General features: G+C 64.6%; 12 protein-coding genes. 8 read left to right on the forward strand and 4 right to left on the reverse strand.

Annotated elements, in window-relative coordinates; translation table 11 throughout:
* Positions 1 to 88: 88 nt before the first annotated feature.
* From AC1Q6X_RS00930 to AC1Q6X_RS00955, 6 genes are all read left to right on the forward strand, one after another.
* Complete coding sequence (locus AC1Q6X_RS00930) at positions 89 to 790, forward strand: pirin family protein (RefSeq protein WP_492494567.1); 702 nt, start codon at positions 89 to 91, stop codon at positions 788 to 790.
* Between the two features lie 27 nt (positions 791 to 817).
* On the forward strand, positions 818 to 1204 hold the full coding sequence (locus tag AC1Q6X_RS00935; RefSeq protein WP_070224091.1) for a DoxX family protein: 387 nt from the start codon (positions 818 to 820) through the stop codon (positions 1202 to 1204).
* A 156-nt stretch (positions 1205 to 1360) separates the two neighbouring features.
* Positions 1361 to 3604, forward strand: coding sequence for a PhoX family protein (locus AC1Q6X_RS00940; RefSeq protein WP_492494569.1), 2244 nt, complete (start codon positions 1361 to 1363; stop codon positions 3602 to 3604).
* Between the two features lie 220 nt (positions 3605 to 3824).
* On the forward strand, positions 3825 to 4478 hold the full coding sequence (gene ribA / locus AC1Q6X_RS00945) for a GTP cyclohydrolase II (protein WP_070224093.1): 654 nt from the start codon (positions 3825 to 3827) through the stop codon (positions 4476 to 4478).
* A 74-nt stretch (positions 4479 to 4552) separates the two neighbouring features.
* Positions 4553 to 5950, forward strand: a complete 1398-nt coding sequence (locus AC1Q6X_RS00950; RefSeq protein WP_492494571.1) for a S1 family peptidase — start codon at positions 4553 to 4555, stop codon at positions 5948 to 5950.
* Positions 5947 to 6927 carry an FHA domain-containing protein gene (locus tag AC1Q6X_RS00955; RefSeq protein WP_492494573.1) on the forward strand — a complete coding sequence of 327 codons (981 nt, stop codon included), beginning with the start codon at positions 5947 to 5949 and terminating at the stop codon, positions 6925 to 6927. Before AC1Q6X_RS00950 ends, AC1Q6X_RS00955 begins: the two co-directional genes overlap by 4 nt.
* A gap of 93 nt (positions 6928 to 7020) precedes the next feature.
* Here the strand turns inward: AC1Q6X_RS00955 and AC1Q6X_RS00960 are convergent, their stop codons facing one another.
* Positions 7021 to 7677 carry a CCXG family PEP-CTERM protein gene (locus tag AC1Q6X_RS00960; protein WP_492494575.1) on the reverse strand — a complete coding sequence of 219 codons (657 nt, stop codon included), beginning with the start codon at positions 7675 to 7677 and terminating at the stop codon, positions 7021 to 7023.
* Between the two features lie 515 nt (positions 7678 to 8192).
* Here AC1Q6X_RS00960 and AC1Q6X_RS00965 point away from each other — a divergent pair.
* Entirely contained in the window at positions 8193 to 8531 is a 339-nt protein-coding gene (locus tag AC1Q6X_RS00965; protein ID WP_046683867.1) for an MmcQ/YjbR family DNA-binding protein, read from the forward strand.
* A 173-nt stretch (positions 8532 to 8704) separates the two neighbouring features.
* Here the strand turns inward: AC1Q6X_RS00965 and AC1Q6X_RS00970 are convergent, their stop codons facing one another.
* Positions 8705 to 9325, reverse strand: a complete 621-nt coding sequence (locus AC1Q6X_RS00970; RefSeq protein ID WP_492494577.1) for a TetR/AcrR family transcriptional regulator — start codon at positions 9323 to 9325, stop codon at positions 8705 to 8707.
* 90 nt (positions 9326 to 9415) lie between these two features.
* Here AC1Q6X_RS00970 and AC1Q6X_RS00975 point away from each other — a divergent pair, with 90 nt between their 5' ends.
* Positions 9416 to 10630, forward strand: coding sequence for an MFS transporter (locus AC1Q6X_RS00975; RefSeq protein WP_492494579.1), 1215 nt, complete (start codon positions 9416 to 9418; stop codon positions 10628 to 10630).
* A gap of 10 nt (positions 10631 to 10640) precedes the next feature.
* Here AC1Q6X_RS00975 and AC1Q6X_RS00980 read toward each other — a convergent pair whose 3' ends face one another.
* Both AC1Q6X_RS00980 and AC1Q6X_RS00985 read right to left on the reverse strand, forming a co-directional pair.
* The gene (locus AC1Q6X_RS00980) at positions 10641 to 10943 is read right to left on the reverse strand and encodes a hypothetical protein (protein ID WP_070224098.1); all 303 of its coding nucleotides are present in this window, start codon (positions 10941 to 10943) and stop codon (positions 10641 to 10643) included.
* Between the two features lie 57 nt (positions 10944 to 11000).
* Complete coding sequence (locus tag AC1Q6X_RS00985) at positions 11001 to 12164, reverse strand: PQQ-dependent sugar dehydrogenase (protein WP_492494581.1); 1164 nt, start codon at positions 12162 to 12164, stop codon at positions 11001 to 11003.
* Positions 12165 to 12176 lie beyond the last annotated feature (12 nt).

Consider the following 12176-nt stretch of genomic DNA (forward strand, 5'->3'; position numbering starts at 1 on the left):
AGCGAAGGGAAGAGAGAAGCCAAGGCATAGCGCCAGGCAATGGTCCTTCGAAATTATCGCACATTAACCTTTAGAAACGGAGTCCACCATGTTACAGATTCGTCATAGCGAAGAACGCGGCGCCGCCAACCACGGCTGGCTCAATTCCCACCACAGCTTTTCCTTCGGCGGCTACCACGATCCGCTGCACATGGGTTTTGGCCCCCTGCTGGTGATCAATGAAGACCGGGTCACGCCAGGCCAGGGTTTCGGCACGCACGGCCACCGCGACATGGAAATCATTTCGTATGTACTCGACGGCGCGCTCGAGCACAAGGACAGCATGGGCACCGGTTCCGTGCTGCACTACGGCGATGTGCAGCGCATGAGCGCCGGCAGCGGCGTGCGCCACAGCGAGTTCAACCATTCAAACACGGATGGCTTGCACTTCCTGCAGATCTGGATCCAGCCGAACGTGACGGGCATTCCCCCCAGCTATGAAGAGAAACACTTCACGCCGGAAAGCAAACGGGGCAAGCTGCGCTTGATCGCCTCGTCCGACGGCCGCCAGGGTTCCGTGCTGATCCACCAGGATGCGGCCATCTACGCCAGCATCCTGCAGGAAGGCGAGCAAGCCGAACATGCGCTGGAAGAAGGCCGCCTCGCCTACGTGCACCTGATCCGCGGCAGCCTGGTCGTCAACGGCACGCCCTTGAAAGCGGGCGATGCGCTGAAACTGACGCAGGAAGCGGCCGTGATCCTCACGCAAGCAGAGGACGCAGAGTTTCTGGTCTTCGATTTACCGAAATAATTGATAAATACAAAGAAAGAGAAAATCATGGAAAACAGAACCAACGTATTGCTGCCCCTCGGCCGTGCCGCCCTTGGCGTGCTGTTCTTTGTCTCGGGCTTGCTGAAAATCGGCGGCTTTGCGGGGGTGGCCGGCTACATGGCCAGCCAGGGTTTGCCGATCGCCAATATCTTGCTTGTGGGCGTGATTGTGCTGGAAGTGGGCGGCGGCCTGCTGCTGATCACAGGGTGGCAGGCGCGCTGGGCGGCGCTGGCCCTGGCGCTGTTCCTGATTCCGACCACCGTGATCTTCCACGCCTTCTGGAGCGCCGATGCGGCCCACTTCCAGGACCAGCTGACGAATTTCCTGAAGAACCTGTCCATCTTCGGCGGCATGCTCTTGCTGGTGGAGCGCGGCTTTCGCCAGGCCAAGTGAGGCCAAGGCTGCCTGACCGGACGGACCCGTCATCGACGCGTCCCGTCCGGCCGGCAGCCTGTCATCGTTTTGTCATCAAGCTGACATGGCGCTGTCACATACGCTGACTATCATGCGGTTGCCTTTAAATCACGCAACCACAGGACATCGCAGCCCATGAACAAGCCCAACGATCTGGCCATCCGCGCCACCGATCTGAACGACATCGACAGCAACGCGTCCCACGACAACCATTTCAACAGCATCCTGAACGCCCGCCTGAGCCGCCGCAACTGGCTGCGCGGCAGCGCCGTCACGGCCGCTACCGCCGTCATGGGTTCGATGGGTCTGTCCGCCTGTGGCGGCGGCAGCGATGCGGCGGCCGTCACACCGACGCCAACGCCGACACCCGAAAAACTGCTGGCCTTCACGGCCGTGCCGAAAAGCCTGGCCGACGTCGTGTCGGTGCCGGCCGGCTACACGGCCACCGCGCTGTATGCGCTGGGCGACTCGCTGCGCGCGGCCACGCCAGCCTACAAGAATGACGGCAGCGATACCGATTTCGACAACCGCGCCGGCGACCACCACGACGGCATGGAGTACTACGGCCTGTCCGCCGCCGGCGCGCCGCTGGCCTCCGGCGCCGAACGGGGCTTGCTGGCGATGAACCACGAAGCGACCACGGACGAAAAACTGTCCTCGCACTTCCTGCACGTGAATGGCGGCACCACCTCGCTGCCGCGCCCCGCCGCCGAAGTCGACAAGGAAGTGGCCGTCCACGGCCTGAGCGTGGTGGAAGTCAAAAAGACGGGCAGCGCCTGGGCCACCGTCAACGATTCCGCCTTCAACCGCCGCGTCACGCCGCTGACGGACATCGAGCTTGCCGGCCCCGTGCGCGGCAACGCCCTCGTGGTGACCAAGTATTCGCCGACCGGCACCAAGACGCGCGGCACCATCAACAACTGCGGCACGGGCAAGTCGCCATGGGGCAGCTACCTCTCCGGCGAAGAAAACTGGGCCGGCTACTTCACGCGCTCGGCCACCGACAACGCGGCGCGCGGCGACAAGTCCGTGGTGTCGCTGAACCGCTATGGCCGCAGCCAGGGCGGCGCCTCGCGCCACGGCTGGGAAACGGGCGGCAGCGACGACAAATACGCGCGCTGGAACCTGAGCAAGATCGGCGCATCAGCCGACGGCAGCGACGATTACCGCAATGAATTGAACGGCATGGGCTACATCGTCGAAATGGACCCGTACGACAAGACCAAGGCGATCCGCAAGCGCACGGCGCTGGGCCGCTACGCGCACGAAAGCGCCGCCTTCAGCGTGCCAACCGTGGGCCAGCAGCTGGCCGTCTACATGGGCGACGATTCGCGCAACGAATACATCTACAAATTCGTCACGGCCGCCGTCTGGGCCGCCGCGGACGCGACGCCTGCGGACCGTATCGCCACCGGCGACAAATACCTCGATTCGGGCAAGCTGTACGTGGCCAAGCTGGCCGCCGACGGCACGGGCCAGTGGATCGAGCTGTCCCTGTCGAACGCGCTGATCCAGGCGTACGGCGCCTACAAGTTCGCCGACCTGGCCGACGTGCTGGTCAATGCCCGCCTGGCGGCCGACGCCGTGGGCGCGACGAAGATGGACCGCCCGGAATGGTGCTCGGTAAATCCGGCCAATGGCGAGATCTATTACACGCTGACCAACAACTCGAACCGCACCGTCAATCCGAGCGGCTCGTCGCAGCTGGCGCCCGACAGCGCCAACCCGCGCGCCTACACGGACATGAAGGGCAGCAGCGCGCAGAACGGCAATCCGAACGGCCACATCATCCGCTTCAAGGAAGGCACGGGCGCGGCCGCGGCCACCAGCTTTACGTGGGATGTCTACCTGTTTGGCGCCGAGAGCGGCGCCGACGCCAGCAAGATCAACCTGTCGAACCTGACGGCCGACCAGGATTTCTCGAGCCCGGACGGCCTGGCCTTCAGCCCCTACACGGGCATCTGCTGGATCCAGACGGACGATGGCGCGTACACGGACGTGACCAACTGCATGATGCTCGCGGCCATTCCCGGCAAAGTGGGCGACGGCGCCAAGTCCACCCTGAACTACGCCACGGCGGCCGGCGGCAACCTGGCGGTCGACACCTTCATCGGCAAGAAACCCACGGCCGACACGCTCAAGCGCTTCCTGGTGGGGCCGGTCGGCTCGGAAATCACGGGCATCAGCGAAACGCCCGACGGCAAGACCATGTTCATCAATATCCAGCATCCGGGCGAAAACACCGCGCTGGCCAACATCGGCGATCCGTCCAAGTACACGAGCCAATGGCCGGCCAACGCCGGTTACGGCGCCGGCAAGCGCCCCCGCTCGGCCACCATCGTGATTACCAAGAACGACGGCGGCCGCATCGGCAGTTGATGTGACGTGCCTGGCGGCGGCATCCGCCAGGCATAGCCCGCCATCGACCTTGTAAAAGGAGGAAGTGCCCCTAAGTAAGGTTCATCACCAGACATTGCAACGACCGAATGGCAGCCAGGGAAAACGTTTCCCTGCTTTTTGGTATGATGGCAAGGCGCGCCGGCACCGGAGTGGTGTCGCGCGCCTTTTATTTTTGACAATTACTTATATGAGCACAACCATGCAAAGCGGCGCAGACCTCCTGGCGACAGGCGAATTGGATTACACGACTTCCTGCGCACTGCCGACGCCGTGGGCCCAGTTCACCCTGCACGCCTTTGTCGAGCACGCCACGGGCAAGGAACACCTGGCCATGGTGCTGGGCGATATCGGCAACGGCGAACCGGTGCTGGCGCGCGTGCATTCCGAGTGCCTGACGGGCGACGTGCTGTTTTCCCAGCGCTGCGACTGCGGTGCCCAGCTCGAGGGCGCCTTGAAACGCATCGCCGAGGAAGGCCGCGGCATCTTGCTGTACCTGCGCCAGGAAGGGCGCGGCATTGGCCTGATCAACAAGATCCGCGCCTACCGCCTGCAAGAAGCAGGCGCCGACACGGTGCAGGCGAATGAACAGCTGGGCTTCAAGGCCGACGCGCGCAACTACACCTTGTGCAAACCCATGTTTGCGCAATTCGGCATCCACAGCCTGCGTTTGATGACGAACAATCCGCGCAAGATCGCGGCCATGGAAGCGCTGGGCATCACGGTGGCCGAACGGGTGCCGCTGCTGGTCAACCGCAATGCGTTCAACCAGCACTACCTGAATACCAAGCAAAGCAAACTGGGCCACATGATGACGCCGGAAACGGCGCCGGCGCTGGAAGACGGCGCCCTGTAATTGCCAACCGGCTAGCCGCGCCGGCGCGGCAGCGCGCCCCCCCCGTTTCGCTCCTGCTCACGCACAAAGGATGCATGAAATTCTCTGACTACGCCTGCTTGCTGGCCAGCCTGTGCGCTGGCGCAGGCGCCCACGCGGCCCCGGCCCCGGCGCTGGCGCCAGCCGCGGCCACCGCCGCTTCGACTCCCCCCGCCAAGCCGCCGCCGGCCACCGCCGCGCCTGCCGCCACCGAACATGCGGCCCTGCCGCCGCCCTCGTCGGCCGCGCAAAAACTGTACACGGCCGCGCGCGCCGACATCCTGCAAGTGCGCGTGCTGCTGAAAAACGGCCGCACGCAGTCGTCCGTCGGCTCGGGCTTTTTGATCGGCACGGGCGACCTGGTGGTGAGCAACTATCACGTCGTGTCGCAATTCGCCCTCGACCCGGACACCTATGTGGGCGAATGGGTCGACACGAGCGGCCAGCGGGGCAATGTGGAATTGCTGGCCGTCGACGTGCTGCACGACCTGGCGGTGCTGCGCGTGAACCGCCACGGCACGGGCTTTTTCAAGATGCCGGAAGCGCTGGCACCGCTGACGCAGGGCCAGTACCTGTATTCGATGGGCAATCCGCTGGACCTGGGTTTCGCCATTTCGGAAGGTTCGTACAACGGCGTCGTCACGCGCAGCTTCTACGACCAGCTGATGTTTACGGGACCGATCAATTCCGGCATGAGCGGCGGCCCCAGCGTCACCGCGAATGGCGACGTCGCGGGCGTGAACGTGTCAAAACGCCTCGACGGCGAACTCGTCAGTTTTCTCGTGCCGGCCCGCTATGCCCAGCAATTGCTGGCCAAGGTGGCGCAGCAAGGCAAGCCGCCGAAAGACTTCAAGCCGCTGGTGACGGCGCAACTGCTGGCGCACCAGGACGTCATGCTGGCGCGCCTGCTCGACACGCCGTTGAGCCTGAAAGCCATGGGCCCGTATCGCGTGCCCGTGCGCGAGTCCGACCAGATGCGCTGCTGGGGGCGCTCCAACGTCAAGTCCGACAAGCCTTATTTGCTCGACAACACCAGTTGCGCCATGGAGTCGGCCATCTTCATTTCCGGCGCCCTGCAGACGGGGCAGGTGTCGATGCGCCACGAATTCCTGCGCAGCAGCGAACTGGGCCCGCTGCGCTTTTCCGAGCTGGCCAGCGCCTCGTTCAAGAATGAAAGTTTCGGCAGTTACAAGAGCGCGCACCTGACAGGCCCCCATTGCACCGAACAGTTCGTCAAGAACACCACCCTGCCCCTGCGCGCCGTGCTGTGCGTGCGCGCCTACCGCAAGTTTACGGGCCTGTACGACTTTGCCCTGCTGGCCGCCAGCACCGATGAGCCACTGATGAGCCTGCAAAGCCGCATCGACGCGCGCGGCGTGTCCTACGCCAACGGCATGCGCGTCACGCGCACCTTCCTCGAAGCGCTGTCGCGGGAAAGCAGCCGCAAGCCATGAAGCCGCCCTATTACCTTGAAATCCTCGCCGAGAATGGCGAAGTGCAGCGGCGCCAGCGGATGGAGTCCCTGCCGATCCGCATCGGCCGCGGCTATGACAACGACTTCATCCTCGACGATCCGCATACGGCGGCCGAGCACGCCATTGTCGAGGACGATGGCGCAGGCGGCCTGCTGCTGCGCGACCTGGGCAGCCATAACGGCGTGATCCACCGGGGACTGCGGCAAGCGCAGGTGGCCCTGAACGGCAACAGCATCGTGCGCCTGGGCCACACGCGCCTGCGCTTGCGCGCCAGCGACCATCCGGTGGCGCCCGAACTGGGCGACACGACCAGGCATGACTGGGAAGGCTTGCGCCCGGCCGTCGCCGGCCTGGCCATGATCGGCGCTTCGGCCGCCTTCAGCAACTGGCTCAGCGATGCAGACGCCTTCGATCCGATTTCCTACCTGATGATCATCGCCACCGCGCTGGCCGGCGGCCTCGTGTGGTCGTCGATCTGGGCCGTGGCGAACCGTCTGTTCGGCCATGTGGCGCGCTTCGGCCGCCACCTGTTCATCATCGGTTGCGGCTTGCTGGCCATGGAAGTGTGGGAACTGGGCAGCAAGGTGGCGGCGTACGCGTTCTCGCTGGAAGCGCTGACGCGCTACGGACGGCATATGTTCATCGTCATCGTCTGCGCCATGATCTACTACCATCTGTGCACGATCAAGCCCCAGCATCCGCGCCGCTTCGGCCTCGTCGCCGTCGTGCTGGCCATCCTTGGCTCGAGCCTGATTTTGCTGAGCAACCTGCAGATCAGCGGCCGCCTGGCCGACGAGGCGTACATGGCGGCGATCTACCCGCCGGCCTTGCGCCTGAGCCCGGATCACACGACGGATGCCTTCTTCCGCGACGCGGCCAGCCTGCAGCGCGCCGTCGACGCCGAACGGGGCAAAGCGGCCAAGGGCGCCGACGAAGACGAAGACAGCGGCGATTGACGATGCAAGCGCCGCCATGCAAAAAGCCCGCCGTGTCCTGACAGACCGGCGGGCTTTTTTAAGTGCGCCGCGAGGCGCGCAGCGTATCGCTGTTTAGAACTTGGCGTCCTGCTTGCGGCGCGCCGTAAAGCCCAGCAAGCCCAGGCCGACCAGCAGCATGGCGTAGGTGGTTGGCTCAGGAACGGCCGAGATCAAGCCATCGTTGGCGCCGAAGCTGACGAAATTGTTGTTGCCCGCCTTGAACTGCGCTTGCTGGCCGCCATCGCAGCAACCTTCCAGGCCGTAGATGCTCAGGGTATGGTTGCCGGCCGACAAGGCGCTCGAACCGCTGAGGAACTGGCTGCCATTGTTGTAGTTGCCTGCCCACCACATGTCATTGCTCTTGAAGTCCAGCGCCACGCCGTCCAGGAACAGGGCGCCGCCCTTGCCGAAGTCAACGCCGCTGCGGAAGCTCCAGGCGCCCGCATCGGCCGCGCTGACGCCAAAGTTGATGACGGATTTGAAAGCGATGTTCGAGCCGCTGCCGAACAAGCCGCTGTTGTTGACGTTATCGTAGCTGGCAATCGTCGTCGAGCCATAGCCGGCTCCTGGCGTGGCCACGGCGGCGTTCACTGCGGATTCATAGGCGGCGGCGGAGCTTTGCGCGCCAGCGTTCGAATAGCCGGTGGACACGGTGATGGTGCTGGCGTTCGCGTGGGCAAACGCACCGACAACGATCAGGGACAGGGCGATTTTAGGCAAGTTTTTCATGATGGTATCCAGTAAGTAAGTATTCAGTGGGCGCAGCAAGGGGCACTGGAGCTGAATACACGCTGCATTGAGGCGTGTCGGCATAGCGCCAGGAATTGCAAGGATGAGCGGTCGGGGGCGTGAACTTCCGCGTGACAATGCGGACTTGCGGCGTGCCATGGCGGCACTGCAAGCGTCCTGGAAAGGGTTCGGGTTCCCGGGACAAGGCCAGACAATTGACGGGTCAGGTAAGACGATGGAGCTATTCTAGCGTAAATTTCCCAGAAGAAAAGTATTTTTCTTTTGACCATGAAAGATATTTTTCTGGCAATCACCTGCCCAGCGGCAGAAAAGCGCCAGCTTCCACTCTGGCGCGACGGCCATCTGCGGCGCGCGGCATGTCGCGGCGGCACCACAGATCAGGCCGTCAGTGTCGCATCGCGCGCATTTCTTTTCGCATGCCGCTGCACCACGGGGCGAAACAGCATGGCAAAATGTAGTCACGCTGCTATCTGTCCGATGAGGGGGAAAGAGGAATGGTCGACCTGGAAGAACTACGCTATCTGGCACTGTCGTTTCCCGACACGAGCGAGGAAGAACACCACGACCGTCCAGCCTTCCGCGTGGGCGGGAAGATCTTTGCCACCCTGCCCGATGACGAGCACATCAACGTGCTGCTCGATGCGGAAGCGGCGCATATCGCCACCGTCATCACGCCATCGGGCTGCGAGAAACTCTGGTGGGGCGAACGCCTGGCCGGCATCACGGTATGCCTGGCGGACGCGGAGCTGGACATGCTGGCCGCAGCCCTGACGGCCGCCTGGCGGCGCAAGGCACCGAGCGACTTGGCCAAGACCATCGCCCCGACGGGCTAAGTAACCCCCAATAAATTATTGTGATTTCTGACTGCCATAATCGGCGCTCTGCAAGGTGGCCGACGAGGCTTGCTCACTGCTAGCAGTGCCCGCACTGCGTCGCAGCGAGCGCTTTGCATAGCATCCGGTTCTGTTCGCCATAAATTCACACTAATTTCCCGAGGATTACTTAGCTACATCGGCCAATTGCGCAGCAGCAAGCCCACCATTTGCTGCAATTGCTCGCGCGAGACACCGGCGGCCGCCTGGATGGCCATGCCCTGCGACAGGGTCAGGACAAAGCGCGCCTGCTGCTCCGGGCAGGAATCGGGCGGCAGATCCCCCTCCTCCTTCGCGCGCCGCAAGCGGTCGCGCAACTTGATTTCGCCGCGCAGCCGGCGCGCGAACAATTCATCGCGGATCGGCAAGGCGTCGTCGCTGCAGGCGAGCGCCGCATTGACGCCCATGCAGCCGTGCGGGCCGTCCGGCATGGTTTGCGCGTCGACATACTGCGTCAGCAGGGCTTCCACCACCTGGCGCGCCGTCGGCTGTTCCAGGGCCGCATCGAAAAACCGCATGCGCGTGTCGCTGTAGCGCTCGAGCGCCTTGTGGAACAATTGCTCCTTGTTGCCGAAGACGGCATACAGGCTGGGCCGGTTCATGCCCATGGCCTTCGTCAATTCCGGCAAGGAACTGCCCTCATAGCCCTTTTCCCAGAACACTTTCATGGCGCAATCGAGCGCCTCGTCCGCGTCAAACGTGCGTGGCCGTCCCGTTTTCGCCTTGGGCGCTTCCTCTTTTTTATCTTGTTTCATACCGTTCGGTAAAAAATTATTGACAACAGTGTCTGCCTACCCTGATTATATACCGACCGGTTAAAAACCTCCCGGCTTTTCAGGAACCCTATGCACACACCTTCCAACACCTCTGCCGACGATACCACCGTGGCGCCGTGGCTGGCCGTCTTATCGGTCGGCATCGGCGCCTTCGCCCTCGTCACCTCCGAATTCCTGCCCGTCGGGCTGCTGCCCGCGATGGCCGCCGAACTGGCCATCAGCAAGGGCCAGGCGGGGCTGATGATCACCACGCCCGGCATCGTTGCCGCGTTCGCCGCCATCTTCGTCACCGTCGGCTCGGGCCGGCTGGACCGCCGCATCGTGCTGCTGGCGCTCACCGCCCTGCTCGTCGCCTCGAACCTGCTGGTGGCGCTGGCGCCCTCGTATGCGTGGATACTGCTGGGCCGCGCCATGCTGGGCGTGGGCGTGGGCGGCTTCTGGGCCATCGGCAGCGCCATCGGACCGCGCCTGGTGGCGCCGCAACATGCCTCGCGCGCCATGTCCATCATCTTCGCCGGCGTCTCGCTGGGCACGGTGGCGGGCGTGCCGGCCGGCGCACTGGTCGGCGAACTGGTGGGCTGGCGCGTGGCTTTCGGCGCGGCCAGCGCCATCGCCGTGCTGGTCTTCATCGGCCAGCTCTTGCTGCTGCCCAAGCTGCCGCCGACGCAGGCCATCCGCCTGCGCCAGTTGCCGATGATTTTCGGCATCCGCAAGGCCAGGCTGGGCCTGATCGCCACGGCCATGCTCTTCACGGGCCAGTTCGCCGCTTACACGTATATCGCGCCCTTCCTCACGCAGATCTCGCACCTGGCGGCCGGCACGGTCAGCGCCATGCTGCTCGTCTACGGCGCTTCCGGCTTCATCGGCAACCTCGCGGGCGGCTGGGCCGCCGGCCGCTACGAACGGGCCGCGCTGATGGTCACGGGCGCCGTGCTGGGCCTGTCCACCCTCGCCCTGGCCGCGTTCGGCAGCCATTCCGTGACGGCCATGCTGCTGGTGGCCGTCTGGGGCTTCGGTTTCGGCGCCATGCCGATCGCCGTGCAGACGTGGATGTTCAAGGCGGCGCCCCATTTGATGGAAGGCAGCAGCGCGCTGTTCGTTGCGATCGTGCAAGTATCGCTGGCGTCGGGCGCCTTGCTCGGCGGCATGGCCGTCGACCGGCTGGGCGTGTCGAGCGCGATGGTAGTGGGCGGCCTGTTCGCCCTCGGCTGCGCCTTGACGATCGCGCTGTTCGGCAAGCCGCAGGCCGCCGCCAAGGCCGGCGCGGCCTGCCCAGCGTCGTAGGGCCGTGGCTTCAGATGCGGCCGCGGCGGAATTCGCCGAGGAATTTCGTCACTTCGGCCGGCGTCATGGGCACGTCCGCATCGCCGTGATAGGCATACAGGAAAGGCGTGCCGCCCAGGCGGTCCGTCAGCTTGGCAAAGAGTAAAAAGCGGCTGCCCAGCGGATAGCGCTGCAGGTCAACCAGGCGGCGCGAGCACTGCACGGCCAGTTCGGGAGAGAAGGCCTGGCCCGGCACGGGGCGGATTTCCACGCGGCCATGAATCGCGCGCGATTCGACGGCAACATGCCGGTATGCATAAGTATCACGGGCCATGCCGCCACCTTGAATGAAATAAAGGCGCCATCTTAAGCGAAGATGGCGCCTGGCGTATTACCGCGGCACGATGCGCAGCAGTCGGCCATTGTCTTCGTCCGTCAGCGCATACAGGTAGCCATCCGGTCCCTGGCGCACGTCGCGCACGCGCGCGCCGATGTCCAGGCGGTCCTGGCCCGTCACCTTGCCGTTCGCATCGACGGCGATGCGGCGGATATCCTTGGCCGCCAGGCCGCCGCTGAAGATGCTGCCGCGCCAGGCGGCGATCTTGTCGCCCGTATAGACGGCCAGCCCCGACGGGGCCGGCGACGGCACCCAGGCCACGCTCGGATTGAGCATGCCGGGCACCTCATGCTTGCCGACGGGTTCATGCGTCTTGTAGTCGGCGCCGTAGCTTTGCAGGGGCCAGCCATAGTTGCCGCCCGCCACCACCAGGTTCAGCTCGTCGCCGCCATACGGACCGTGTTCCGTGGCCCACACGCGGCCGGAAACAGGGTCGAGTGCCAGGCCCTGCACGTTGCGGTGGCCGTACGACCAGATTTCCGGCAAGGCCCCCTTGGCGGCCAGCGGATTGCCGGGCGCCGGTTTACCGTCTTGCGTCAGGCGCAGGATGGAGCCCTGGTGCGTGGCGAGGTTTTGCGCCTGCTCGCGCGCCAGGCGGTCACCGATGCGCAGCGGCGGATTGCCGCCATCGGCCACGCTCATGAGCAAAGTGCCGTCCGGCAGCCACAACAGGCGCGAACCGAAATGCTGGCCGCCGCTCTTGTCCGTGGCCACCTTGAACAGGGTCTCGATGCCCGTCACCTTCTTGCCATCGAACACGCCGCGCACGAGGGTCGTGCGGTTCGCGTCATTCGTGCCCGTCGACACCGTCATGTAGACGCGCGGGTTCGGCTTGCCCGCATCCTGCGGATGCAGCACGATATCGAGCAAGCCGCCCTGCCCGCCCGTAAACACCTTGGGCATGCCTTCCAGCGCCACGTCCTCGAATGTCTTGCCAGTAAGCAGATGCAAGGTCCCCTGCTTGCTGGTGACAAGCGCGCGGCCCTCGCCCAGCCAGGCGATGCCCCACGGCTGGCGCACGCCCTGCGCGACGGTCTCGGCCTTCCAGCCTTGTCTGGCGGCGGGCGGCTCGCCCGTGGCTTGCAGTTCGGCCCAGGCCGCTGGCGCGGCAGTCAATGCCAGTGCAAGCGCGATACCGGTACGGCGTAACTGGAACATGGCGACTCCTGT

The organism is Janthinobacterium sp. GW823-FHT06H09, from assembly GCF_058794735.1.

Bases quoted from the DNA above. Each gene is read 5' to 3' on its own strand.
- AC1Q6X_RS00930 (WP_492494567.1), top strand. From the start codon at position 89: ATGTTACAGATTCGTCATAGCGAAGAACGCGGCGCCGCCAACCACGGC.
- AC1Q6X_RS00935 (WP_070224091.1), top strand. From the start codon at position 818: ATGGAAAACAGAACCAACGTATTGCTGCCCCTCGGCCGTGCCGCCCTT.
- AC1Q6X_RS00940 (WP_492494569.1), top strand. From the start codon at position 1,361: ATGAACAAGCCCAACGATCTGGCCATCCGCGCCACCGATCTGAACGAC.
- ribA (WP_070224093.1), top strand. From the start codon at position 3,825: ATGCAAAGCGGCGCAGACCTCCTGGCGACAGGCGAATTGGATTACACG.
- AC1Q6X_RS00950 (WP_492494571.1), top strand. From the start codon at position 4,553: ATGAAATTCTCTGACTACGCCTGCTTGCTGGCCAGCCTGTGCGCTGGC.
- AC1Q6X_RS00955 (WP_492494573.1), top strand. From the start codon at position 5,947: ATGAAGCCGCCCTATTACCTTGAAATCCTCGCCGAGAATGGCGAAGTG.
- AC1Q6X_RS00960 (WP_492494575.1), bottom strand. From the start codon at position 7,677: ATGAAAAACTTGCCTAAAATCGCCCTGTCCCTGATCGTTGTCGGTGCG.
- AC1Q6X_RS00965 (WP_046683867.1), top strand. From the start codon at position 8,193: ATGGTCGACCTGGAAGAACTACGCTATCTGGCACTGTCGTTTCCCGAC.
- AC1Q6X_RS00970 (WP_492494577.1), bottom strand. From the start codon at position 9,325: ATGAAACAAGATAAAAAAGAGGAAGCGCCCAAGGCGAAAACGGGACGG.
- AC1Q6X_RS00975 (WP_492494579.1), top strand. From the start codon at position 9,416: ATGCACACACCTTCCAACACCTCTGCCGACGATACCACCGTGGCGCCG.
- AC1Q6X_RS00980 (WP_070224098.1), bottom strand. From the start codon at position 10,943: ATGGCCCGTGATACTTATGCATACCGGCATGTTGCCGTCGAATCGCGC.
- AC1Q6X_RS00985 (WP_492494581.1), bottom strand. From the start codon at position 12,164: ATGTTCCAGTTACGCCGTACCGGTATCGCGCTTGCACTGGCATTGACT.